The organism is Maridesulfovibrio ferrireducens (assembly GCF_900101105.1).
GTDB lineage: Bacteria > Desulfobacterota > Desulfovibrionia > Desulfovibrionales > Desulfovibrionaceae > Maridesulfovibrio > Maridesulfovibrio ferrireducens.
Genome location: NZ_FNGA01000004.1, coordinates 40,175 through 63,699, shown reverse-complemented (window position 1 = coordinate 63,699; position 23,525 = coordinate 40,175). Strand labels below are relative to the sequence as shown.

Sequence of the window (23,525 nt, the reverse complement as noted above, 5' to 3'; positions counted from 1 at the left end):
AATTAAACAATTAATTACCTGTAGATAGCATCTGAAGCCATTAAGACATCATTGGGAATAGTTATTCCCAGCTCTTCGGCTCTTTTAAGATTAAAAACAAGAGCATACCTCTTTGCGTCTTCGACAGGAAGCTCTCCGGCCCTCTCTCCATTTAAAATCAAAACAACCATTCGTCCCGCTTGCCGTCCCATTGAAATAAAATCAACCCCGGCACCGCCAAGCATACCTAGCTGTACAAAAGCATAGTTCACCTGAAGCCCAGGTTTTCGACAATTTTTAATAGTCCAGCTAATGATTTCTGAAGTAGAATGCGTAACATTGTTTTTATCTTTTAAGAGAGTTGCTGCCGGATATATCGTCCCTATAGCAGGATCAGAACACCCTTTTAAAATAATATCTTCGTAATTCTCCCACGATGAAGCTATCTCAATATCAAAAATAATATCTATTGGTTCTTCAGCTAACTCACGCTCGATCTGCTTTAACACAGCCGTCCCTGTGGGAGAATTATCTGAAATAATTAGAGCCCGGGTTAAATCCGGTATAATTTTTTTCTGAACCTTAAATGCATCAACAAAATGAAGTTTTTCGTAAACGCCTGTTATGTTGTGTCCCGGTTTCTCTCGGGAATTCATCCATTTTGCTATACTATTATAATCTTCAGGCTGCCCGTTGAGTCCTGAAAAAACAATTGATATATCGGAGTCCACAAGTTTAAGAGCAACGGCCCGGAAGGCATTATCATCCAAAACAACTAGAACATCGGGATGAATATCTTTAATTTTTGATAAAACTATTTCAGCCTGAGCCTCAATCAACTCAGGAGTATTATTAACTTTTTTGGTATCCATAGCATACGTATAGATTTTAATGTTCTTATCAGCTTTATACCCTGCCAAAGATAGAGCTTCAAGAACGCCCTGAGACTGAGGAAGTCCGCAAATATTATCTTGAGCATAGCTGCTGACGATAAACACTTTCTTGATTCCGATGTCCGCAGCCAAAGCACCGGAACACATACAAAGAAAACCGATACCCACCTTCAGACAGAAAAGGAACATTTTATCCATGTCGGCTCCACATTTCGAGATTGAGTGGGTCTCCCCCCTCTACAAACACAATAAAGTGGCTCAGTGTAGCATCTTTTACGTCATTCAAAAGTTAAACATACATCAAAATAAAATTATTAACGCAATAATAAGACTAAAAGTCTCTACTGTTGAAATATTTTAAAAACACCTACAAGGGGAAGATGATCTGAAGACTGCAAATCATGCACAATTTCGCATTCTGCACTGTTGAATTTATCCGAGTAAAACAAAAAATCATACCGATGTTTTCTTTCTGGAAATGTAAAATGTTTATGAATCATCTCTGCGTCTGAACTTTTGTCAATCAACAGTTCTCTAATTCCCGGCAATTCATTCCAGAGAACATTAAAAATCGGTGGTTGAGATATATCATCGACCGGTATGGGTGTTCCTCTTATATAAGCCTGAAAGTTAAAATCGCCTCCGACAATAAACCCGTCAGAATCCTGATCTTTCTTTATCCATTCTGACAAATATTTTATCTGCCCTATTCTGGCATCTCTATTCCATACACAGAGGTGTACATTATAAAGTGATATTGAGAGCTCTCCAACCATAACTTTCACTTGCTGCATAGTAGACTTCCACAACAACGGATAATAAAAAATATTTATTAATTTGTTCTTAAAATTGGGTTTGCCTGAAGTAAGGGTATACTCATTAGAAATTATAGGAAATTTAGAAATAACAACTGTTGCTTTAACTATTTTATGTTCCTTACGAAGTGGAAAATAAAAATCCCAGTCCACAACCGGGGCAGCATAACTCCATCCCAGTCTGGTCATTATATAATCCAGCTGATTGACATACCCTGAACGTTTTGAGTTTAAGTCAACTTCTTGCAATAGAAGAATATCTGCATCTTTTGCTTTGACCATACTGATAAAGTCATCAAGGTTTCGAGAATAAAAAGACTCGGAGTGATCATCGGCTAAAGTGTTCTGCATCGGTCCGGCAGCAAAACCCAAATTGTAGCTGATTACCGTTAATGAATTATTTTTCAAATTCATTTTTTCAGCTCTATCATTTAAATTCAGAACAAAACCTTCCTGAATCTGTTCGATTTTATATTCAGGATCGTTAAACCACTTAAAAATAAACCAAAAAATGACCACGCACAGTAAAATTAATAAAATCAATGCCAAGGGTTTAAAAAAAGTATAGACTGAATTCATTCCAACCCCTCAAATTATTATTTAAAAAAAGCAGTTAAAATAATATGATATCCTTTCATCGAAGAAAAATATTAAGAGCAATATGTAAAATAATTTTTATAACTGTAATATTATCTATTTCTGCTACTGGCGGATCTTATGCCAAAGAGATTCAAAAAGAAAAAATCGTTATTTTGTTCGGTCATAGATTTCCGCCATTCTATTCAATCAACAAGAGCAACGAATCCAGCCAAAATCTTAAAGGGCTTTTCATAGACATATTAGAAAATTTTACAAAGAGCCATCCACAATACAAGCTTGAATACAAATGCCTACCCCGAGAACGAATTAATAAAGTTCTCGCAGCAGAAAATGCAGACGCTTTCGCATTGACGGACCCGATGTTTGTCTCAAAAGAAATTAACAGCAAATTTGCTCCTTCACTCCCTTTATGGAAGATCGGAGACCATTTGCTGGTAAGAAAGAATTCGGACATTATAGACAATAATATTGAAGACTTAAGAGGAAAACGAATAGCAGTACTGCACGGTAATGGCTATGGGCCATTGGATGAATATTTTGATAAAGGCATAATACACAAGCACTCTGTCTATCGCACATCGCAAATACTTGAACTGATCACAAAGCGGAGAGTTGAAGGCGCCATATGCAATGAAATGACCTTACCGAAACTTATGAACCGGACCAGCCATTCCATTAATTCATTTCGTATTATAGAAAAACCACTTTACGAATATAATTTGCACCTACTCATAAAAAGAAGCAAAACTGACTTTCTAGAAGATTTTAATATATTCATTACAAAAAATAAAATTCCTACCATTAAACATACTGTTCAACACAAATAAAAAATTGAACTATTGCTCCTTTGGAAAAAAGAAAGGGCAATTTATGCCTTCTACCCTGTCAAGCTCAACAACCTGCGGTTTTTGAATCTTTTGCGAATTCAGAGAATAATAAACCGCGATTCCCGACTGAAACAACATAATACCGCTTACAACAACTAATCCCAAAGCCAAAATCTTCCGCATTAACAACCTCCGATGGGGATTATTTTTCTTATCCGCTTTTTGATGCAAAAAGCGAACCCATCGAGGTTATAAAGATAATATCTACGGGCACTTCAAAAGCATAATTTCAGTCTGAGTATTTTTAGCTCTTTTAAGCTTTTCACCGCATGAGTACTCAACATACAAGTACTTACCTTTCCCAGGATATGGATCACCACAGATCTGGCTTCCGACAATAATTTTACAACGATCCTTACCATCACACTTTTCGATCAATGCATCTTTAGCATCACAAAAATATTGCTTATATCCCAGCTCGTTTCCTAATTCAAAACTTACATTTCCATATTTAGCACTTTCAATTCTAATAGTATTTTTACCATAAACTATCTGAGTCTCTTTATCGCCAGACTCCCCGGCCGCACCGGAGACTACAGAATCACCATATTCGATAGATTTAACATTTTCACGCGAAACAGGAACTTCGATGACCTTTCCGTCTTTCAAAGTAATTTTCATTTCCGCGCTGAGAGTGGGCACATAAATCACAGCCGATAAAATAAACACTAGAAGAAATATTTTCCTGACAAGGCAAATCATGTTAATCTCCTTTTGAAATCATTTTTTAACTTCATATATTAATTCAACAATACGTACCAGCAAAACGAATAGGCAGTTAAAATATCATGACAAAAACAATCCTCCTGATCGTGGCAATACTAGCTCTCACCGTCTCGACAGCTTCAGGAAAAGAATCTTCCTCTCTAAAGAATCTTAAGAGACCTGAATTCAATTTACGACTGCCCGAAACAACACAAAAAACTACTCCCGATAAAAAAGTAATAGCTTTGAATAATTCTCGTTTTTGTGGTGTTTTTGCCGGCGAAGTAACCGTTCACTACACAAATAAAATGGTAACAACGACAGCCAGTCTAACCATAAATTCTGACATGCAAAATATAAATAAAAGTCATTATGACTATTACGTAATCCCTAGCGATGAAACATTTATGGAATACGAATGGAATTTAGATAAGACGAAAGTACGAAGGTCAGTAACCGTTTCCGGAAACACTTTTTATATAACAGACATTATAGATTATGAAAAATCCGGCGGGAACTCTCAAATCAGAACATTAATTTTCAGTCCTGATTTATCAGCCCTCACATTTCTAAAAACAGAATTTGATGACTCGAAATCTATGCCTGCCACGGGACAGATAATTGGTAGATTTAATCGAACTAAGTAATATCTACATCTAATTACAAACCACAGCACACCACCTAAATTCTTGTAAATTTGACTTTTTTGGATCATACTGAAGTTCTGTATCAATCACTATTTCAAAATCGGAGTTTAGCGGGATGTATATATTAAAAAAAGGACAGGAAAATAAATTTCAGGACCTTATTCCCTTGGGAGAAACAGATTGGCCTGAAAATGTAAAAAAGGAGATATGCGCTTTTTTCAAAGATGCCGGAGTCGATGATCCCTTGAAGCAAAAATTAGTAGAACCGGGCTTACAGGGATTCAGACACAAAACAGATAATGACGAAATCGACTGGGATGATGTTGTGGCTTATTTCAAATATGAAGCATTAAGCGTGCTGATTATGCACGATAAAAACATCAAAAAGAAAGCAGAAAAACTATATAACGAATTCTTTTCAACTCATAAGTTTAAAGTATGGAATAAAGACTAAATTTTTAGGGCTTTTACCTTTATTCATATTGAATGTTCGAGATCAGAAGATGCAGGCAGGCTGAAATCAATTTCAAGTCCTTCGGTTATCAGCTTAAGGACTTCTTCTGTTCCTTCCCATCCTCCAGCGCATTCAGGGCTTAAACTCACCGTCAAGGCCACAATTACACCGGAATCAAGGCCGGCACGTAAAGCTTTTGCGAAATCCCGAATATACACATCAGTAAATAACTTTTCCATCTGACCGCTGCTCATTCTTCCGAAAAAATAATCAAGATCAAGATTGAAAATCCATTTTCCCTTCAGTTCATAAAGCCCCGCAGGAAACTCCCAAGGTTCATATGCTGCGAAACGGATATCTTTTGGAGCGGCACCTTTTCCATGCGTGGCAAAAGCCCACTCCCTAACTTGATTACGATATTTTTCAATGAATAAACCCAAATAGTTATCCCACCTGAAAAGCGGAGTTACCGCAAAAAAATCATTGTCATAACCACAGGAAAGATATTCATCGATGCTAAGTGAATTGAAATCGTCGTGAGGAAAATGAACATAATCTTTAGCAGAAAATAAAGCGTCATAATGTCTATCAACATGAAACAAGCCAACATCAGGATGGTCTTTTATACTGGAAAGCCAGCACCAAAGCGCAGCCCGGTGGTTATCCATTATAAAAACATTACGATCTTTCCACAAAAAATTAAGCTTTATTGCGGTTGAATGATTACGCCCCTGAAAATCTACTATCCACTCGCCCATATATTCCTCCAAAATCATATCTACTTTTTTAATTCATACATTTGGGAGATTGAAAAGGAAAGGGTTAGATTATTCAAATAGATAAACACAATCTCTTGAAAGCAGACTCTACGATATAAACTTCTTAAGATACCGGCTCAATTAGTATGCCGCCAGAACGACGGCATACTAATCAGAAAGAAAATAGAACCGGAGTGTAAGGAATATAAGTGGCAGTCACTTTCCCGGTAAACAACAGGGGGGAAGTTTACCGAAAATTTATAAATTTTTATTTTCTTTTAAAATTCAGTTAAAAAAGTTCCTACTTAAGGCTGTCAATATTAAGCGGGTTTCCACAATGCGGACAAACTCTTACAGTTTTGCCGAAAGTGGACCCCATTATCCAGAAACGTGTAAACCAATCTTCAGATCTTTTATTCTGATACTGAACGATGACCTGATTTCCGCACTTGCAATATCTTTCCTGCATAACAACTCTCCTGACCTTGATTTTTTTACATGGAAGGAATCACCCTCCCGCCGAAACTCTTGACATGTGACGACTCAAATCAACCATAACACAACACGAGTGTCAACTAAAAATAAACATAACAATTAAAATAATTAACTACTCCAAAAAAATATCCATAAAAAAAGCGAGATTGCAGCATGGCAGCTTAACAATCCCGCTTAAACAAAATTCAAAAAAACGATTCTTTTACTGATATTCGCGTGAAGCCCAAACAACCTGACCGAGTACTCTTACATTTTCAAGCTCATCTCCGCCGAGGAAAATAGGCGAATAATCGGTGTTATCACTATGAAGAACAACCTGTCCCGGGCGCTTTTCAACCCGCTTCACCATTACAGTATCTTCAACGCCGATGGCATAAATACCACCCGCTAGAATGCTCTGCTTGGATTGATCAAGCAGCACGATATCTCCCGCTTTAAGTTCGGGCTCCATGCTGTTTCCGTACACTTCCATCAAAACCATGTTAGCGGGGTTACCCTTAGAGCTTATCCAGTTTTTATGAAATGCGTAATAACCTTCAATTTCTCCACCTGTCTCAAAAGATCCGCCGCCGGCCGACAACCGGGCCGCAACTTTCGGAACTCTCGTAAAATCTTCCGCAAAAGCTTCTGCGCTTTCTTCAGAATGAGGCAAGCCGAGACCTGATTCAAGCCATGTTGAATCTATATTATAGCGCACCGACAAATCCAATATCCAACGAGGAGGGACGGCTCCTTTCTTTTTAACCAGGGACACCGCAGCCCGCCCGACTCCGAGTTCGCGAGCCAACTGAGCCTGAGTTGAAATATCTGTCTGCTCCCGCAGCCTCTCAAAAAATGAATCAAAATCTTTGGTTTGCATTACGCCCTCAAATCAATCAAAGTTTAACATACAAGTTCACTTATAGTTAACTTAGACAAAACAATATCGCAACCATTTTATAACGATAGAGCACTTTTCAAACATCTAGGGTTGTAGTAATGTCTTTTTATATCAAATAGAAACTTACTTGGAGTTTATTTCATGACCAAGGATAGAGACATGCAAGATATTGCAGCCGAATACGCAGGATACTTCGACTTTGACTTCGGAGATTCCGGGGTAATCCTGAATCTAACCGAAGAAGCTCCGCCGGAGCTCCTGCGCATGATTAAAGACCTATTTGGCAATGATACGCAGGAAGCTCTCGTTAAAGTGTATGAAGCTCTTAACACCGTGTCCGAAGCTGACGATGTATTCAACTGTGAAGTAGACGAAAAGATATGCACTTTAACAATTTTCTGCAAAATAGTCAGACATTTAGAGAAGATTGCCAAAAACTAAACATATTTTTTAAAATCTTCGCCGCCTTCCACTATCGATAAGTTGGCTTCAAGCAACTCAAGACTCACAGAGTCAAGCTTCACAATAACTTTCTGTCCCAATCTAAAGGCCTTACCCGAGCGTTCACCCACAATCATCTGGCGGTCAGCCCAGAAAGTATAATAGTCATCACTTAGACTAGCCAGTCTGATCATACCTTCTGCCATGACTTCTTGAAATTCTACCCAGAATCCGAACTCAGCCATAGATGAAATAATACCGGTAAATTGTTCTCCGACTTTATCTTTAAGAAAAATAATGGTCAAACGCTTAAGTATTTCACGCTCAGCTTCCATTGCAACACGTTCACGTGCGCTCAGATGTGACCCAAGGCCTGTCAGTTGCTTTTGAGCATGCATCGGCTGATGCTGATCACCGAGGGCAACCTTCAAAGATCTGTGCACGGCAAGGTCGGCATAACGTCTGATCGGCGAAGTGAAATGACAGTAACAATCTGAAGCCAGCCCGAAATGACCTTCATTGCCAGGTTCGTACTTAGCCTGCTTCATGGACCTTATCAGCATTCTGCTCACCAGAAATTCCTGATCAGCTCCATCTGCGCTCTGAAGAACCTTCTGCAAAGATTGTGGAGTTATAGGATCAGGGATATCGCTGGCGATACCCATTTTCTTCAATACCTTAAAGAAATTGGTCAACTTCTGAGGATCAGGACCGGGATGCACGCGATACAGGCAAGGCATTTCACGCGCAGTCAAAAATTCAGCCACAGCTTCGTTGGCTGCGATCATAAACTCTTCAATCATCTGATGTGCAAAGTTGCGGACTCTCGGGCAGATATCGACAGTTTCACCCTGCAAATTAAAAAGAATTTCCGGCTCTGGCAGGTCGAAATCAAGACTGCCCCGTTCCTTCCTTCTTGCATTGATTTGAAGGGCCAACTTTTCCGCAACTTCCAGCATAGGAACAACTTCAGAAATCTTAGCGCGCTCCTCTTCATCTCCCTGAATAATTGCTTTGTAGACCTGATTGTAGGTCAACCGTGCGTGGCTACGAATTACCACCGAAGCAAATTTCGAAGATAGCGGAACACCTGTTTTATCAAACTCAATTGTTGCATTCATCGCAAGCCGTTCAACATTCGGATTAAGACTGCAAAGCCCGTTACTGAGAGCTTCCGGGAACATAGGTTCGACAGATTTAGGGAAATAATACGAATTAGCGCGTTTGCCAGCTTCACGGTCCATCGGAGAATTCATTGCAACGTAATGGCTTACGTCCGCAATCGCGACTCTAAGTCTATAACCTTTTGCTATCGTTTCAACATGAATAGCATCGTCAAAGTCTTTTGCGGTCGCGCCGTCAATAGTGACAAACTGAATCTCGCGCATGTCTTCGCGGGATTCGAAATCTTCTTCGCTCGGACGATCCGGTAGAGAAGCAGCCTCTTCCAACGCTTTTTCAGGAAATTCGGTAGGAACTCCATTATTAGCCTTAACTATAGCTTCCTGCACAAGAACATCATCTTCACGTCCAAGATATTTGAGAATTTTACCTTTCCACAAATTTGCATGAATTCGTTCACCGGGAGCAACAAGTAAAATATCTCCGCGGGAAACCTTTGAATAATCAAAAGACTGTTCCTTTGATGAAGCTACAGTTGAGTCAACACCTGCTTTATTAAGAACGGATTTTTCCAACTTTCCGCTCGCTAATGATGGACTTTTTACAGCTTCCTTCGGTTCAACCACTATCCCGAAATTAAGCTTTGGATCTGTGGGATTACAAAGCAATGCTGTTGCTCCGGTCGCACGCGCGACTCTTACAGGGAAAACCTGTTTCCCTCTTTCAAGCACACTTAGAACACGCCCTTCGGGATTTTTACCACCACTGTTGGCGCTTAAAATTGCAACCGAAACTCTATCTCCGTGCCATGCTTCATTCATCGATCTAGGGCGAACGAAAATATCTTTGCGCCCTTTTTCATCCGGCAGAACAAAAGCCGCACCGGACCTCTGAACCTGAAGCTTTCCGGTAATCATATTCATTTTTTCAAGGAGGCCGTAAGCACTTCCAGCCTTGACGATTTTTCCTTCTGCAACCTGCGAAACAAGCAATTCTTTCACAAACTTACGATGACGTTTTGTCAATCCCAGCCTTTTCTGAATTTCACCACCTGAAAGGGGTTTCTCGCTTTTGCGTAAAATTTTAACGACTTCATACGGCTTAATTACGCCGGGATTCTTGGAATGTTTCTTTTTACCCATGATATATATATCCTGATTCTAAATTGTTTTGATTTTATTAAGCAGCTCTTTCGACTGCATCTTTCTGAATTTCTTTAGAAATTTCTATTTTGATACGTTTTTATTTTTGTCTGTTTCTACTTTGATAAGCTTGTGCAAGCCTTTCTCTGTTCCACCAGTCGGCAAAGCTGACCGGGCTGACATTGGAAGTACAAGATTTGGTTCCGTCAAAGAAAATTGATTCTTCAAATTCTACATGCAGGTTAATTGTATAAAATTCGTCGCAACCTAATTTACGAAGCTTAACTGCATCTTTCGGAGTGCATATTATTTTTACAGCGCCGACTTGCACGGCTTTCTGCCTGATCATCTTAACATCCTGTGCATTATACGGATGATGGTCCTTAAATATCATATGTTCTGAAGCGATTTGACCCATAAATTCACTGCTGTCTCTACTGAACTGTTCAGGTTTACCGATGCCTGAAACCAGCAAATACTTATCATTACCAAACGGAAGAGAATCTTCACCATTCAAAAGTCTAAGTCCCTCGGCTTGCAGATTGAATTGGAAAACAGGTTTTTTATATTTACCGAGTCTATCTTTTATAAGATCTTTCATGGAATTGAAATCGCCAGCCGGACTTTTAACAAAAAAGACATCTGCCCGCCCAAGTGCATTTTGACCTTCGCGCCATGTTCCGCGCGGAATAACTTTATTCCATCCATCACTAAAATCATCCGGTGTCATTAAAACAAAATCCAGATCACGCCGGACAGCCATATGCTGAAATCCGTCATCAAGCACCATTAAATCCGGTTTAAATTGATCAGTCGCCCATTTACCTGAACGAATACGAATAGGATCAACAACAACCCGTGCATAAGGATTTTCAGAAGCAAGCATCAAAGGCTCGTCTCCGGATTCTTCTACGGGACTTTCAGCTGTGACCAGATAAGGAAGCTTTGAAGGAGATGCTCCGTAACCGCGGCTAAGAAGCACAGACTGCATTCCCAGACTATTTGCCCAAGCTAAAAGCCAGCCTGCCAAGGGAGTTTTGCCGCTACCGCCGGACCCGATATTTCCTACAGAGATACACGGACATGCAGGATTAAAACGGGTGAAAGAATCTCTATTGTAAAGCTTTGCACGGCAAGCCATCACAGAGCCGTAAGCATACCCGGCAGGGGCAAGAACAGGACTTAAAATATTTTGCGCGGTACGTAAAAAAGACATTATTTCATCACCTGAAAAATCAAAGGGAACCTGACGGTTCCCCTTGATAATATTATTATTGACCTGAATCGGCTGTAAACAGCACCGTTAATACAGATTCAAGACTAATCGCGAGCAGTCCCCATGAATCTTAAGAGGAAAAGGAACAAGTTGATAAAATCAAGATAGAGCGTCAAAGCGCCCATGATTGTTCCACGTCTAAGGGCTGTTTCGTCACCAGAAGGAACGGATTCACCCATAACTTTAAGTTTCTGAGAATCGTAAGCAGTAAGTCCTGCGAACACGATTACTCCGATAACAGAAATTACAAAATCCATAGCAGAACTCTGCATGAACATGTTCACGACAGAAGCGATAATAATCCCGATAAGCCCCATGAACATAAAGGAACCCATTCCGGTAAGGTCTTTTTTGGTAGTCAAACCATAAAGACTCAAAGCCGCAAACATACCGGCGGTAACCAAGAATGTCTGGAAAATGGAAGAAGCTGTATAAGCGAGCAAAAGCACAGACAAAGTCAGACCGTTAAGTCCGCTGTAGGCCATAAAAAGACCCGTTGCCGCGCTGGCGGAAAGACTGCTGATGCGGGCACTCAAATAAAAAACAAGCCCGATTTCGCCAACAAGAGCAACCCAGAACAACATGGTCGGTCCATATGCTCCGGTCGCAGCATTCTGAGCAAAAACCAGATTGAGAACAGCTGGAGTTGACGCGGTAAGCCATGCAACAGCGGCTGTCATCAAAAGCCCCAGACTCATCCAGTTATAAACCCCACGCATGAAAGCATTAAGGATTTCCGGTTTAGATCTCACTGCACCGGCAGAACCAAATCTACTCATAATTTTCTCCTCACAATTAATTTTATCTAATAAGTTCAAGCAGAGCCCTTATTTTCATCCGCTTTCGGATTCTTTGGGGAATCTCCGCTAATATTCAACAAGTTTCTAAGTACTAAAGATAGTCACCTTCTACGAAACAGGCAAGACATTTAGAATAGTACTAAATTATCATATATAAATAGGGATCACTCCCGAATATATTTTTTCAACACCGGAACAAAAAGCGTCATAACAAGAGCTATCGCACCGGTAACAAGTCCGATACGCATAAATAAATCGCCATAAATAACAAGAGATTTGGTAGCATGAATGCCACCATTAGGAACACTTGCCAGCGTTGCAATATACCCTCCGAGGACCATCGCGACTGATTGAAACATGAACCATGCCCCCATCATAAAACCCATTGAACGCTCAGGAGTGAGGCGTGAAACCATTGCCAACCCGAGCCCGCTGACCAGAAGTTCACCTATGCTCTGAAAACAATAACTTAAAACCAGCCAGTTACCGGATACATATCCTGCGGCATCCGCCCTGTAGCGGGCAACCAGCGCCAAGGTCAGAAAAGATGCACAACACATAATCATTCCGAGCGCAAACTTACCGGGCAGAGAAAGGTCCTTTCCGGACTTATCAAGTTTTGTATAAAGCATTGCAAGAAAAGGACTTATGACCATTATCCAAAACGGATTTAACGCCTGAAAAGAAGCCGCCTGTACCGGAATTCCGAAAATTGAAAGATGAACATTTCTTGCGGCAAAAAGATTAAGAGAAGTCGGCATCTGTTGATACAGAGCAAAAAAAACGACAGCCTCAACCATCAAGATCAAGCAGATAATTAAATTAGAACGTTCATGCGGCTCCGCTCTGTAAATTTCGCGGATAAAAAGTCCGGCAACGACTAATACCGCAACATAAAGCAATTCATGGGCTACAACTAAATGTTTCAACAGCAGAGCGGAAATAAAAGCAACAAAAATAGTGCCCAGCAATGTCAAACCGAGATTCCGCACACTCAGAGGTTTAAAATCTGCTTCCGAGCCGATGGGATCAAGTATGCTTCTAAATATTATATAATTGCCTATCGCTATCCCCATACCGATGAAGCAAACAAGAAATCCGGCATTCCAGCCATACATTTTCTGTATAACCGGACAAAGGGACATAGCAGCGAATGAGCCGATATTTATCGCCATGTAATAAAGGGTAAACGCGCCGTCTACACGGGAGTCGCCTTTCTCGTAAAGTTTGGAAACCAGAGCGGAAGGATTCGCCTTGAAAAGACCGTTCCCAGCAATAATTATACCGAGGGCTGGATATAAAAATCTATCGCAATCAATTCCGAGAAGTCCGTAACCAACCGCCAGAACAACCGCACCGAAAAACATGGTCCGCCTGTTTCCCAGAATTTTATCACCGACATATCCGCCGAGACAAATAAAGGCATAAACAAGCGCCGCAAAGGCACTGAAAGTAGTGTCAGCCAGATCATCGCTGAACCCCAGTTTAGTTACCATAAACAGAACCAAAAGGGCCTGCATTCCATAGTAACCGAACCTTTCCCACATTTCGACTGAGAACAGCAAATAAAAAGGCTTAGGGTGCTTAAACGGGCTCACAGAACTTTCAGACATAATCTCTCCTCGGAGGTCTTTATATGAATATATGCAAGCTTATACGACAGATAACTCTAAAATGCGAGAGCTGAAAGCTTTTATAATAAGTGGTTGAGATACAATGCTCTAAAAAACGCTCTCAATATTTATTTACGATTACACACTATCTATACAAACAAACCAAAAGACTTCCATTGTAACTATTTCTGTAATAACAATACGCACAATTTAAACCTTATAACGCTGCAAGGGTATTAATTATGCAAAAAGACATGCACTATTATGGAACATACGTAATGGCCCGTTCAACGGGAATTTCGCCGATTAAAGCTCAAGTCATCGCCAGTGCTGCGCAATTTGTTGATGACAACGCAACAAAAAAATCCCTCGAATTTAAAGATGGTGGAGCGTTACATTCGCGCGCAAGCGCTCATCATGCCTTTAATCTCAAGAATCTAGACAAGGAAGACCAGCGATTGATTTGGGTTCCCTTTCACTTTTTACCCGGAAATGTCGCAGGCGGTAATTTTTCAAAACGCCTTGTTTGCTTAAAAGACAGCGTTCTTGCTAGGGAGATGGTTAACAATCACCTTGCGCAAAACGAAGATTTTTCAGATGAGTTGATGGGGGTCGCTGCTCATGTTTATGCTGACACCTTTTCACACTATGATTTCAGCGGAATAAGCTCACGCCATAACAGAATTGAAAATGACAGCTTTGAATTCGACTTAGAAAAACACAAACCTGAAACAATCAAATACATCAAAAAAAAGCAACATGATTTCATGCGAAATTACCCTGAAGATTCTGGATTAATCGAAAATATCAAATCATGGTTCGCCGAAAATCTTTCAGGTGCGTTAGGACACGGAGCAGCTTGTACCTTCCCGGATCGCCCATATCTAAAATGGAGATATATTTACGAAGAAACGGGTAAACACTGTGCATGGCGAGATAACCACGCAACGTTCCTGGAAGGATGTGAAGCACTACATGGTATGTTTGTTAAGTACACGCAGAAAAAATCCGGATTAACAGACAGAGACCCCATCCCATTCAACAACATAAAAAATGCTGTTTCCGAAATTCTAGCTTTCGAAGGGCCCGAAAAAGAACGCAGTAACAAATGGATTGAAGCTGTATCACAAAAAGCCATCTTCGGATCCAATGAACCCTTCCCTGACTATCTCGGAAAGGAATGGCTTGATAAAAAAGCAAAAATGCATGGAAACGATGACTCTCATGGTGCTCTCAACTCCCCTCTCTATAGATTTTATCAAGCAACGTCTTACCACCGTCACTACGTGTTAAGAGATTTACTTCCCAAAAAAAGTTTAGTTGTTGCTTAGTAATAACATACAGAAACAACAAATCCTCCGCCCGGTATTCGGACGGAGGATTTTACTTGTTCAATCTAAATTTAAACAGTCAGGACTAAGTCATAAAATCCTGAACCCAGCGAAGCAAACTTAGGGTAATAAGAATAGCCCCTTCCGTACGGGAAACTTTCCAGCCTGTGCGAATAAACAAAAGAACCAACGCCACCATGGCAACAAGTATGGTAAGCCCCGGCATAGCTTCAGGAGAAACCTCAAGCGGCCGCAATATGCAAGTTAGTCCCAGCACTCCGGCAAAGTTGAAGAAATCACTGCCGATAAGATTACCGAGCAACATTTCATTACGTCCTTTTAAAGATGCGGCAAGGCAGGTTACCAATTCCGGCAAAGATGTTCCGGCAGCAACAATGGTCATACCTATAACCCAGTTGGAAACACCGAAATGAGTTGCGATGGCAGAAGCGGATTCAACCATAAAGTCACCGCCGAGCGCAATTCCTACAAATCCGGCAGCTAATTTCACCCAGTCAATTACACGGATTTCGCAAACTTCTTCCTCTACCTGAGGAATACCGGACATAGCTTTGGCCGCCCGTTTACTGTGCACAATCAGATAAATAATATATCCGAGCAGAATAGAGATCAGCAGCACTCCTGCTCCGCGTCCGAGATTACCGAAATAGGCAAGCCCCAGAATCAAAGCAGTTGTCGCAAGCAACAACGGAGTATCACGAAAGGCCAGCGCACGAGTTGTTGGAAGCGGCTTAATTAAAGCCATCAACCCTAAAATAAAACCTAGATTAAAAATATTTGAACCGACTACATTGGATAAGGATAAATCCGAAAGTCCCTTAAAAGCTGCGGTGGCTGTAACCAAAAATTCAGGAGCGGATGTTCCGAAAGCAACAATGGTCAGACCTACAACAAGATCGGAAACTTTATATTTTTTAGCAATCTTAGACGCAGACTCAACAATCCAGTCCGCACCGAACCAAAGCAGAAAAATACTGAGAAAAAAATATATCGCGTTAGAAACCATTAAATCCTCCGGCATTGGAATAAGCTTTTATAATAGCAAAATTAGTCATTTTTTCCCAGCGCCAAATTATCACCTTCAATTTTTTTAAGCTCAATATTTTTAAGTCTAAAGTTTTCGCGTTCGATCTTCCATTCTTTAAGGCCCTCAAGATTCGGTCCCGCAAAAACGGTCTCAGTCTCTCTGGAGGGTAAAACCGAAACGTCTTTATTTCCATCAGGACCGATGACATTCACAACCACTTCACCGCCGGAATTACGGGCCTTCGGTGAAAAAGAAGCCGTCATAGCTGCTGCGTCTAAAATCTCACGCTCGGTCCATCCTTCAGGATTGAGAGCGCGTCCAAGACTTAAAGGACCGGGGAAATCCTTTACTTCAAAAACATAATCCCCATCATTGAATAATTTTTCAATGTTCTCATTGTCGTCTTGATTCCTGCCGATTGCGAGCAGTTTATTACCGGCCCAATACTGTCGACCTACTGTCGTCAGCTTGAAAAAATTAACATCAGGCTCTTTAAGATTCCGCAGAAGCGGCAGAAAGCGAGCTGCATTTTCATATTCAGTAAGCTTACAGCCTCCCGCAGGTGTAGGAATAACCTTAAATCCATATGCTTTGGCCATTGCAAGCTGCTCTTTACGTCCACGGCCGCTGATATGCGGAAGCTTCTCCCTGTCTACAAGGCCGGATTCTTCACAAGGAGTGATTAACTGACTTTTAGCGCATAAAGGGCGCAGCAACACGTCTCTTACTTCCGCATCATTTCTGATTGAATTTAGAGCTTCCTGCCGTTGCGACATAGGCCTCTGCCCCACAACTTCACCGGAAATAATAAATTTAGCTCCGAATTCATCCATCAGAGAATGGGCATGACGAAGCATCATAATCTTGCAATCCACACAGGGATTAACAAGTTTACCCATGCCGTGAGCGGGAACATCAAGCATCATTTTTATATATTTAGAGCTTATATCAACAGGAAGTATATCAACACCATAAATTTCCTGCCAATCTTCAATCTTCTCAGGATTGCCGAAAAAAGGAGTGATGAAATGAATACCTAGGACCTTAAGTCCCTGATCCTGAATAACCTTGCATGCCAGTATACTATCGAGGCCCCCTGAAAAGAGAGCTAAAGCGTCATATCGAGTGTTCATGGGGCGGCTTGTAACCTCATTCGAAGTAAACTGCAACTGATCATCAAGCTCGAAAAGTGGTGACAACCCCCTATAAAAGGCTGATTCTGCATTTTTCTATAACCAAATTAAATAATCTCATAATAATTAATATGAACGTTTGAGATTGCGTTATTACGAGCTATTTGGTATCGGAAGCAGTTGCTTGATTCGTCTGGACGGAGACCACCGCATCTCGCCGTAAAGGCTTCTTGTGCATGTGACAATCACTGGAAAAAAAATGCGTTGAAACGTCCAACCCCAAACTGGAGAATACATGAGCAGAAAAGCCGCAAACCCCGAAGAGCTCCGTAAAGAAGCCCTGAGCACAGCACTTACAACTATTGAACGCAAGTTCGGTAAAGGCTCAATCATGCGCCTTGATTCAGGTGCTATACAAGCTATCCCGGTCATCCCGACAGGTTCTATAAGCCTTGATCTGGCTTTGGGTATCGGTGGGATTCCTAAAGGTAGAGTCACCGAAGTTTACGGACCGGAATCATCAGGTAAGACAACACTGGCCCTGCATGTAATTGCAGAATGTCAGAAAAACGGTGGAACCGCTGCCTTTGTTGATGCAGAACACGCTCTTGATGTTAAATATGCTCAAAGACTCGGCGTAAACACCGACGAACTGCTTATTTCACAGCCGGACTACGGCGAACAGGCTTTGGAAATCACTGACCTGCTGGTTCGTTCCGGCGCAGTTGATATCGTCGTAATCGACTCCGTTGCGGCACTTATTCCGCAGGCTGAGCTTGAAGGCAACATGGGTGAAACTCAGGTCGGCGGACAGGCAAGACTTATGTCTCATGCCCTTAGAAAGCTGACCGGTACTATCCATAAATCTAATTCTGTTGTATTGTTTATCAACCAGATCCGTATGAAAATCGGTATGGCAGGATACGGCAACCCCGAAACAACATCCGGTGGTAACGCCCTTAAATTCTACGCATCAGTACGTTTTGATATCCGCAGAATCCAGACCCTCAAAGATAAAGAGGAAGTTTTCGGTTCACGCACCCGTATCAAAATTGTTAAAAATAAAGTTGCACCGCCTTTCAGAGAAGCTCTTGTAGACATACTTTATGGAACAGGAATGTCCCGCGAAGGCGAAATTCTTGATCTCGGTGTGGATTACGGAATTATTGATAAAAGTGGAGCATGGTATGCTTACGGCTCAGAGAGACTTGGACAGGGCAAGGAAAACGTCCGCCAATTCTTGATAGACACTCCTGAATTACGACAGGAGATAGAAGACAAAATCCTCGTTCACCTCGGCATGAAAGAAGCCCCTGAGGTGAAGGTTGACGCAACTACTTCTGACGAGTAAAGCCTGTTGGCCCGATGATAAATAACCTCGGCCTCCCGGGGTTTTAAATATGCTTACTTAGAATATTCACGATATTAGAGTTTTTTACGGAGACAGCCCATGAAGGCCAGTGAAATCAGAGAAAGATTCCTTACTTTTTTCAAAAATAACGGACATGAAATTGTTTCAAGTTCATCTCTAGTCCCAAAAGACGATCCATCCCTGCTGTTCACCAACGCAGGAATGGTCCAGTTTAAAAAGACTTTTCTTGGACAGGAACAAAGAGACTACGTCCGCGCAACAACTTCACAGAAATGTTTGCGCGTCGGTGGAAAGCACAACGACCTCGAAAATGTAGGCCGTACTGCCCGTCACCACACTTTTTTTGAAATGCTCGGCAATTTTTCTTTTGGCGACTACTTTAAAGAAGACGCTATCAAATTTTGCTGGAAATTCCTCACTGAGGAACTGAAGCTGCCCAAAGACAAACTTTATATAACTATTTATAAAGACGACGATGAAGCTGGAGAACTCTGGCAGAAAGTTGTTAATGTCCCGGCTGATCGAATCTTCAAACTGGGCGAAAAAGAAAACTTCTGGTCCATGGGTGACACTGGTCCTTGTGGTCCTTGCTCCGAAGTACATATTGATCAGGGCGAGAACATGACTTGCGGTCCCAATTGCGGGATCGGAAAATGTGATTGTGACCGCTTCCTTGAAATATGGAACCTCGTTTTCATGCAGTACGATCAGGATGGAGAAGGTAACCGAGTTCCGCTTCCGCGCCCTTCCATTGATACGGGTATGGGACTGGAAAGAATTACCGCTGTATGTCAGGGCGTACAATCAAATTATGAAACAGACCTGTTTCAGCCGATGATTCAGGCTATCGCCAAAAAAGCCGGCGTAAAATATAAAGAAGACGGCGAAATAGACACAGCGCTACAGGTCATTGCCGACCACTCGCGCTCTATTGCGTTTCTGATCACAGACCAGATCCTTCCTTCAAACGAAGGACGTGGTTATGTGCTCCGTCGCTTGATCAGAAGAGCTTTCCGTTTCGGACGCCTTATCGGACTGACCGATCCTTTCCTTCATGAAACAGTCAGAATGGTTGTTTCTGAAATGAGCGAACAGTTCCCGGAACTCGAAGACAATAAAGACTTCATGGCCCGCATGGTTCGTGAAGAAGAAGAAAGATTCAGCCAGACTTTAGATAAAGGTCTTATAATTCTCGAAGACGAGATGGAAGAACTTAAAAAAGAAGGCAAAAATACTATTTCCGGCGAACTGGCTTTCAAACTTTATGACACTTTCGGATTCCCGCTCGATATAGTCAATGACGTTACCGAGAAACACGGGTTCACTGTAGATGAAGTCGGCTTCAAAGCAGCCATGAAAGAACAAAAGACAAGAGCCAAAAAAGCATGGAAAGGGTCCGGCGAAAAAGATACTGCGGCAATATTCCGCACCGTTCTTGAAGCTGGACTTAAAAACCGTTTCACCGGATATGGTGAACTGGTGACTGACTCTAGAATCATAAATCTTCTTTCCGAAAGCGGAGATCATCTAGACCGTATTTCTCAGGGGTCAGGAGGATGGCTTATCACTGCCGCTACTCCTTTCTACGGAGAATCCGGTGGACAGATGGGGGATTCTGGTACAGTCGGCACTTTGACAGGAAACGCGGACATACTGGAATCAGTTAAAGCTTCTCCTGAACTCACAGCTTGTAAAATTTTTGTAAACGAAGGCGAACTTCTCCTAGAACAAGAAGCCAAGCTGGAAGTAGATGACGAAATCAGGTTAGCAACAGAGCGCAATCACACAGTGACTCACCTGCTTCATGCCGCTCTGAGAAAAATTCTCGGAGACCATGTAAAGCAGTCTGGATCACTAGTCGGCCCGAATAGACTCAGGTTCGATTTCACTCATATTGCAGCCATGACTCCCGCAGAAGTCCGGCAGGTTGAAAATGAAGTTAACCGCGCCATTCTGACCGCTACGGAAGTTGATGTCCAAGAGCTCAGCAACAAAGAAGCTGCTGAAAAAGGTGCTACGGCACTGTTCGGAGAAAAATACGGAGATGTCGTAAGAGTCGTCGATATCACCGGAGAAAGCATGGAGCTATGCGGAGGTACTCACCTGAAATCAACAGGCGAGGCCGGAACCTTTGTAATATTGTCCGAATCCGGAGTTGCCGCAGGCATACGCCGGATTGAAGCGGCAACGGGATGGAATGCCCTCACATTCCTGCAAGGACAACGTGACGAGATAAGCAAGTCTCAGGACTTACTTAGAGCCGCCCCGGGTCAGGTTCCTGACAAAATCGCGGCACTCATAGCTCAGACTAAAGAATTGACTCGCCAAAATGAACAACTTCAAGCCAAGCTTGCTTCCGGCGCAGGAGCGGACCTGATGAGCTCTATAGAAGAGATCGCAGGAATCAAAGTTCTTGCTGCCAAGCTTGAATTGACGAATGTTAAGGCCTTACGCGACCAAACAGACGCGCTGAAATCCAAACTGGATTCCGGTATCATCTGCCTGATAGCCGAGGTCGAAGATAATAAAGTTTCCTTAATTATCGCAGTGACTAAAGACCTGACAAACAGGTTCAAAGCCGGTGCGCTGATTAAACCCGTTGCAGCTGAGGTAGGTGGAGGTGGCGGCGGCAGGCCTGATATGGCTCAAGCCGGCGGTACCGACCCCAAAGGAATTGACAAGGCTTTGGCAACCCTGAAAAAGGTTATTGCTGAGTCGTAATTAAAACTAGGAAGGGAAGATTTGCCCTTGACAGCAAGTCGTCATTATATGTATAAGTCCCATTCCCAGATTCTACGTAAGGAGCATTTCAAAATGAAAACATATATTCCAAAAAGTGAGGACATCAGCCGCGAATGGTACGTAGTTGATGCAACCGACATGGTACTTGGACGCCTGGCAACCAGAATCGCCACAAAGCTCAGAGGCAAGGACAAAGCTATGTTCACACCTCACGCTGACACCGGCGATTTCGTCATCGTTCTGAACGCTGACAAAATCAGAGTTACCGGCAACAAGCTGGATCAGAAGACTTACTACAAGCACACCAACCACCCTGGCGGCATCAAATCCAGGACTTTGAAAGTAATGCTTGAGAAGAAACCTGAAGTTGTTATCGAAACAGCTGTACGCGGCATGCTTCCTAAGAGTAGCCTCGGCAGACAGATGATCAAAAAACTTAAAGTTTACACTGGTACAGATCATCCACACGAAGCACAGCTGCCTAAGCCTTTCGAATTTTAATTACAGGGTGGAAATAAAATGAGCCAAGATTTCATTTACGGTACTGGCAAAAGAAAGAATGCTGTAGCACGCACACGTATGTACCCAGGTACAGGCGTAATCACAGTCAACGGAAAAGCTTACGAAGATTACTTTCCTCGTAAAACTCTCCAGATGATTGTTCAGCAGCCTCTTAAACTTACTAAAAACGTTGGTAAGTTTGATATTAAAGTAAACGCAGACGGTGGCGGAGTAGCTGGTCAGGCACAGGCTGTCAGACACGGTATTTCTCGTGCACTTCTCGCTATGGACCCAGAGCTTCGTACTCTTCTTAAACGCGCAGGTCTTCTGACTCGTGACGCACGTAAGAAAGAACGTAAAAAACCTGGTCAGCCAGGCGCTCGCGCAAAGTTCCAGTACTCAAAGCGTTAAGTCGAATTACGACTTACATTTGGATTTATTCAGGCGGAATCGTTTTACGATTCCGCCTTTTCCTGCTTGCAGTACAATATTGATTTGTCAATCAACTTTAATCTTAAAATTATGTTTTGACATACAAATAACACGTATAGACCATTAAGCTCTGGTCAATGCGAAAGAAAAAATATATTTACTTAAGACTTCTTTATAATCTGTAACAAACAACAGTAAATAATGGCTATAACAAACACCCCGCTCTACGATCAAATATTTTTCGCCCGGCAGCCGATTCTTCAGCCGGACCAATCACTATGGGGATATGAGCTGTTTTTTCGTAACAGCAGTTCAGCGACAACCGCCATTATATCTGATGATTATAAAGCGACCTTAAACGTTGCCGCAGATTCGTGCTCAATTCCGGGAGAAGAGCTCCCAGGTGATGTTAAGCTTGTCATCAATTTTTCTCATAAATCTATTATAGAAAAAATTCCCTATTCTTTACCGGCAAAGAACACAGTTGTTCAAATACCGGAAATGACTCCTCCGACTCCAAATCTCATAAAAGCACTTCAAGATCTTTCAAAAGATGGCTATACAGTTGCCATCGATGATTTTGAAGGACGCCCACAAGGTGATATTTTAATAAAATATGCCGATGTCGTGATCGTAGACATCAAATCCGCTAACGAGGACCAACTTCACCGGATACATTGTATCGCCCAAAAAGAGGACGTGAAGTTAATAGCGAAAAGAGTTGAAGACATGAGCCATTACCAATTGGCTCAAAAATTCGGGTTTGCTTTTTTTCAAGGATTTTATTTTAAACGCCCTGAAAATATTGCAGGCAGAAAACTACGCCCCAGTGAAGTTGTAAAACTCAAACTTTTCAAACTTATTGAAGATCCTGCGCAGGATTTTGAAGCTCTGGCTGAAGCTCTGCAAAACGATGTATCAATCTGCTATAGATTGCTTACACTGCTAAATTCTCCGACATTCGGATTCTCACAAAAAATAACTTCAATAAAGCAGGCAATCGTTCTTGCCGGCTGGAAACTCATAAAAAACTGGCTGAGAGTGATACTTTTGACGGATCTTATTTCCAACAAGAAAAGTACCGAGCTTCCACAACTGGCAACTCAGCGTGCAAAATTTCTTGAGATGGTAACAATAGACTCACACCATAATATTCCTGCTGAATCTATGTTTTTACTTGGTCTATTCTCCCTATTGGGAGCAATGTTCGATATGCCTATGAATGTCGTAACCAAGTATTTACCCCTTGATGAAGATCTCAGGGCTGCATTATGCGGTGAAGATAATATTTATCGTAAGCACCTTGAACTGATTGATCATTTCGAAGCAGCACAATGGGACCAGCTCGAAGAAACAATTATTGAACTCGGACTGAACCCGGTATCAGTATCACGTAACTATTATGACTCAATGCGCTGGGCGAACAGCTTTTTCCAAACACCCGGTTCAGTATAAAAAG

At 41.9% G+C, this 23,525-nt stretch carries 23 protein-coding genes; 10 read left to right on the top strand and 13 right to left on the bottom strand.

Features of this window, described 5'->3' with window-relative positions:
- Positions 1 to 14: 14 nt before the first annotated feature.
- Both BLT41_RS12845 and BLT41_RS12840 read right to left on the bottom strand, forming a co-directional pair.
- Entirely contained in the window at positions 15 to 1,070 is a 1,056-nt protein-coding gene (locus tag BLT41_RS12845) for an ABC transporter substrate-binding protein (RefSeq protein WP_092161801.1), read from the bottom strand.
- 143 nt (positions 1,071 to 1,213) lie between these two features.
- Positions 1,214 to 2,266 (bottom strand): endonuclease/exonuclease/phosphatase family protein, encoded by a 1,053-nt coding sequence (locus BLT41_RS12840; RefSeq protein WP_092161799.1) that lies wholly within the window; start codon positions 2,264 to 2,266, stop codon positions 1,214 to 1,216.
- Positions 2,267 to 2,310: 44 nt separating this feature from the next.
- Between BLT41_RS12840 and BLT41_RS12835 the strand changes: the two genes are divergently transcribed.
- Positions 2,311 to 3,114 (top strand): substrate-binding periplasmic protein, encoded by an 804-nt coding sequence (locus BLT41_RS12835; RefSeq protein WP_092161797.1) that lies wholly within the window; start codon positions 2,311 to 2,313, stop codon positions 3,112 to 3,114.
- A gap of 9 nt (positions 3,115 to 3,123) precedes the next feature.
- Here the strand turns inward: BLT41_RS12835 and BLT41_RS17495 are convergent, their stop codons facing one another.
- Both BLT41_RS17495 and BLT41_RS12830 read right to left on the bottom strand, forming a co-directional pair.
- Positions 3,124 to 3,297, bottom strand: coding sequence for a hypothetical protein (locus tag BLT41_RS17495; protein WP_170830372.1), 174 nt, complete (start codon positions 3,295 to 3,297; stop codon positions 3,124 to 3,126).
- Positions 3,298 to 3,378: 81 nt separating this feature from the next.
- Positions 3,379 to 3,876 carry a hypothetical protein gene (locus tag BLT41_RS12830; RefSeq protein ID WP_092161795.1) on the bottom strand — a complete coding sequence of 166 codons (498 nt, stop codon included), beginning with the start codon at positions 3,874 to 3,876 and terminating at the stop codon, positions 3,379 to 3,381.
- Between the two features lie 86 nt (positions 3,877 to 3,962).
- Between BLT41_RS12830 and BLT41_RS12825 the strand changes: the two genes are divergently transcribed.
- Together BLT41_RS12825 and BLT41_RS12820 are read left to right on the top strand one after the other, a co-directional pair.
- The gene (locus BLT41_RS12825) at positions 3,963 to 4,526 is read left to right on the top strand and encodes a hypothetical protein (protein ID WP_092161793.1); all 564 of its coding nucleotides are present in this window, start codon (positions 3,963 to 3,965) and stop codon (positions 4,524 to 4,526) included.
- A 115-nt stretch (positions 4,527 to 4,641) separates the two neighbouring features.
- Entirely contained in the window at positions 4,642 to 4,980 is a 339-nt protein-coding gene (locus BLT41_RS12820) for a hypothetical protein (protein WP_092161791.1), read from the top strand.
- A gap of 23 nt (positions 4,981 to 5,003) precedes the next feature.
- Here the strand turns inward: BLT41_RS12820 and BLT41_RS12815 are convergent, their stop codons facing one another.
- From BLT41_RS12815 to BLT41_RS12810, 3 genes are all read right to left on the bottom strand, one after another.
- The gene (locus tag BLT41_RS12815) at positions 5,004 to 5,738 is read right to left on the bottom strand and encodes a peptide arginase family protein (RefSeq protein WP_092161789.1); all 735 of its coding nucleotides are present in this window, start codon (positions 5,736 to 5,738) and stop codon (positions 5,004 to 5,006) included.
- Between the two features lie 301 nt (positions 5,739 to 6,039).
- Positions 6,040 to 6,207 carry a hypothetical protein gene (locus BLT41_RS17490; protein WP_170830371.1) on the bottom strand — a complete coding sequence of 56 codons (168 nt, stop codon included), beginning with the start codon at positions 6,205 to 6,207 and terminating at the stop codon, positions 6,040 to 6,042.
- Positions 6,208 to 6,435: 228 nt separating this feature from the next.
- A complete protein-coding gene (locus tag BLT41_RS12810; RefSeq protein ID WP_092161781.1) occupies positions 6,436 to 7,092 on the bottom strand; it encodes a LexA family transcriptional regulator in 657 nt (218 codons plus the stop codon).
- Positions 7,093 to 7,254: 162 nt separating this feature from the next.
- On the opposite strand from BLT41_RS12810, the gene BLT41_RS12805 reads away from it, so the two are divergent.
- Positions 7,255 to 7,554 (top strand): hypothetical protein, encoded by a 300-nt coding sequence (locus BLT41_RS12805; RefSeq protein WP_092161780.1) that lies wholly within the window; start codon positions 7,255 to 7,257, stop codon positions 7,552 to 7,554.
- On the opposite strand, the gene rnr is transcribed toward BLT41_RS12805, so the two are convergent.
- From rnr to BLT41_RS12785, 4 genes are all read right to left on the bottom strand, one after another.
- Positions 7,551 to 9,818, bottom strand: a complete 2,268-nt coding sequence (rnr, locus tag BLT41_RS12800) for a ribonuclease R (RefSeq protein ID WP_092161778.1) — start codon at positions 9,816 to 9,818, stop codon at positions 7,551 to 7,553. The two genes, BLT41_RS12805 and rnr, sit on opposite strands and share 4 nt — an antisense overlap.
- Positions 9,819 to 9,918: 100 nt before the next feature.
- Complete coding sequence (gene lpxK / locus BLT41_RS12795; RefSeq protein WP_092161776.1) at positions 9,919 to 11,034, bottom strand: tetraacyldisaccharide 4'-kinase; 1,116 nt, start codon at positions 11,032 to 11,034, stop codon at positions 9,919 to 9,921.
- A 104-nt stretch (positions 11,035 to 11,138) separates the two neighbouring features.
- Positions 11,139 to 11,873, bottom strand: a complete 735-nt coding sequence (locus tag BLT41_RS12790) for a Bax inhibitor-1/YccA family protein (protein WP_092161775.1) — start codon at positions 11,871 to 11,873, stop codon at positions 11,139 to 11,141.
- A gap of 185 nt (positions 11,874 to 12,058) precedes the next feature.
- On the bottom strand, positions 12,059 to 13,507 hold the full coding sequence (locus BLT41_RS12785; protein ID WP_092161773.1) for an oligopeptide:H+ symporter: 1,449 nt from the start codon (positions 13,505 to 13,507) through the stop codon (positions 12,059 to 12,061).
- Positions 13,508 to 13,749: 242 nt separating this feature from the next.
- Here BLT41_RS12785 and BLT41_RS12780 point away from each other — a divergent pair, with 242 nt between their 5' ends.
- A complete protein-coding gene (locus tag BLT41_RS12780; RefSeq protein ID WP_092161772.1) occupies positions 13,750 to 14,838 on the top strand; it encodes a DUF6765 family protein in 1,089 nt (362 codons plus the stop codon).
- An 85-nt stretch (positions 14,839 to 14,923) separates the two neighbouring features.
- On the opposite strand, the gene BLT41_RS12775 is transcribed toward BLT41_RS12780, so the two are convergent.
- Together BLT41_RS12775 and BLT41_RS12770 are read right to left on the bottom strand one after the other, a co-directional pair.
- Positions 14,924 to 15,865: a calcium/sodium antiporter gene (locus BLT41_RS12775; RefSeq protein WP_092161770.1), complete on the bottom strand. Its 942-nt coding sequence runs from the start codon at positions 15,863 to 15,865 to the stop codon at positions 14,924 to 14,926.
- 41 nt (positions 15,866 to 15,906) lie between these two features.
- Complete coding sequence (locus BLT41_RS12770) at positions 15,907 to 17,085, bottom strand: tRNA(5-methylaminomethyl-2-thiouridylate) methyltransferase (RefSeq protein WP_244512280.1); 1,179 nt, start codon at positions 17,083 to 17,085, stop codon at positions 15,907 to 15,909.
- Between the two features lie 229 nt (positions 17,086 to 17,314).
- Between BLT41_RS12770 and recA the strand changes: the two genes are divergently transcribed.
- The 5 genes from recA (at position 17,315) to BLT41_RS12745 (ending at position 23,521) form a co-directional block, all read left to right on the top strand.
- Positions 17,315 to 18,370, top strand: a complete 1,056-nt coding sequence (recA, locus tag BLT41_RS12765) for a recombinase RecA (RefSeq protein WP_092161768.1) — start codon at positions 17,315 to 17,317, stop codon at positions 18,368 to 18,370.
- Between the two features lie 99 nt (positions 18,371 to 18,469).
- Complete coding sequence (alaS, locus tag BLT41_RS12760; protein WP_092161766.1) at positions 18,470 to 21,112, top strand: alanine--tRNA ligase; 2,643 nt, start codon at positions 18,470 to 18,472, stop codon at positions 21,110 to 21,112.
- 93 nt (positions 21,113 to 21,205) lie between these two features.
- Positions 21,206 to 21,634 (top strand): 50S ribosomal protein L13, encoded by a 429-nt coding sequence (rplM, locus tag BLT41_RS12755; protein ID WP_092161764.1) that lies wholly within the window; start codon positions 21,206 to 21,208, stop codon positions 21,632 to 21,634.
- A gap of 18 nt (positions 21,635 to 21,652) precedes the next feature.
- Positions 21,653 to 22,045, top strand: a complete 393-nt coding sequence (gene rpsI / locus BLT41_RS12750) for a 30S ribosomal protein S9 (protein ID WP_092161763.1) — start codon at positions 21,653 to 21,655, stop codon at positions 22,043 to 22,045.
- Positions 22,046 to 22,267: 222 nt separating this feature from the next.
- Complete coding sequence (locus tag BLT41_RS12745; RefSeq protein ID WP_092161761.1) at positions 22,268 to 23,521, top strand: EAL and HDOD domain-containing protein; 1,254 nt, start codon at positions 22,268 to 22,270, stop codon at positions 23,519 to 23,521.
- The last annotated feature ends 4 nt before the right edge of the window (positions 23,522 to 23,525 follow it).

Bases quoted from the DNA above. Each gene is read 5' to 3' on its own strand.
- BLT41_RS12845 (WP_092161801.1), bottom strand. From the start codon at position 1,070: ATGGATAAAATGTTCCTTTTCTGTCTGAAGGTGGGTATCGGTTTTCTT.
- BLT41_RS12840 (WP_092161799.1), bottom strand. From the start codon at position 2,266: ATGAATTCAGTCTATACTTTTTTTAAACCCTTGGCATTGATTTTATTA.
- BLT41_RS12835 (WP_092161797.1), top strand. From the start codon at position 2,311: ATGATATCCTTTCATCGAAGAAAAATATTAAGAGCAATATGTAAAATA.
- BLT41_RS17495 (WP_170830372.1), bottom strand. From the start codon at position 3,297: ATGCGGAAGATTTTGGCTTTGGGATTAGTTGTTGTAAGCGGTATTATG.
- BLT41_RS12830 (WP_092161795.1), bottom strand. From the start codon at position 3,876: ATGATTTGCCTTGTCAGGAAAATATTTCTTCTAGTGTTTATTTTATCG.
- BLT41_RS12825 (WP_092161793.1), top strand. From the start codon at position 3,963: ATGACAAAAACAATCCTCCTGATCGTGGCAATACTAGCTCTCACCGTC.
- BLT41_RS12820 (WP_092161791.1), top strand. From the start codon at position 4,642: ATGTATATATTAAAAAAAGGACAGGAAAATAAATTTCAGGACCTTATT.
- BLT41_RS12815 (WP_092161789.1), bottom strand. From the start codon at position 5,738: ATGGGCGAGTGGATAGTAGATTTTCAGGGGCGTAATCATTCAACCGCA.
- BLT41_RS17490 (WP_170830371.1), bottom strand. From the start codon at position 6,207: ATGCAGGAAAGATATTGCAAGTGCGGAAATCAGGTCATCGTTCAGTAT.
- BLT41_RS12810 (WP_092161781.1), bottom strand. From the start codon at position 7,092: ATGCAAACCAAAGATTTTGATTCATTTTTTGAGAGGCTGCGGGAGCAG.
- BLT41_RS12805 (WP_092161780.1), top strand. From the start codon at position 7,255: ATGACCAAGGATAGAGACATGCAAGATATTGCAGCCGAATACGCAGGA.
- rnr (WP_092161778.1), bottom strand. From the start codon at position 9,818: ATGGGTAAAAAGAAACATTCCAAGAATCCCGGCGTAATTAAGCCGTAT.
- lpxK (WP_092161776.1), bottom strand. From the start codon at position 11,034: ATGTCTTTTTTACGTACCGCGCAAAATATTTTAAGTCCTGTTCTTGCC.
- BLT41_RS12790 (WP_092161775.1), bottom strand. From the start codon at position 11,873: ATGAGTAGATTTGGTTCTGCCGGTGCAGTGAGATCTAAACCGGAAATC.
- BLT41_RS12785 (WP_092161773.1), bottom strand. From the start codon at position 13,507: ATGTCTGAAAGTTCTGTGAGCCCGTTTAAGCACCCTAAGCCTTTTTAT.
- BLT41_RS12780 (WP_092161772.1), top strand. From the start codon at position 13,750: ATGCAAAAAGACATGCACTATTATGGAACATACGTAATGGCCCGTTCA.
- BLT41_RS12775 (WP_092161770.1), bottom strand. From the start codon at position 15,865: ATGGTTTCTAACGCGATATATTTTTTTCTCAGTATTTTTCTGCTTTGG.
- recA (WP_092161768.1), top strand. From the start codon at position 17,315: ATGAGCAGAAAAGCCGCAAACCCCGAAGAGCTCCGTAAAGAAGCCCTG.
- alaS (WP_092161766.1), top strand. From the start codon at position 18,470: ATGAAGGCCAGTGAAATCAGAGAAAGATTCCTTACTTTTTTCAAAAAT.
- rplM (WP_092161764.1), top strand. From the start codon at position 21,206: ATGAAAACATATATTCCAAAAAGTGAGGACATCAGCCGCGAATGGTAC.
- rpsI (WP_092161763.1), top strand. From the start codon at position 21,653: ATGAGCCAAGATTTCATTTACGGTACTGGCAAAAGAAAGAATGCTGTA.
- BLT41_RS12745 (WP_092161761.1), top strand. From the start codon at position 22,268: ATGGCTATAACAAACACCCCGCTCTACGATCAAATATTTTTCGCCCGG.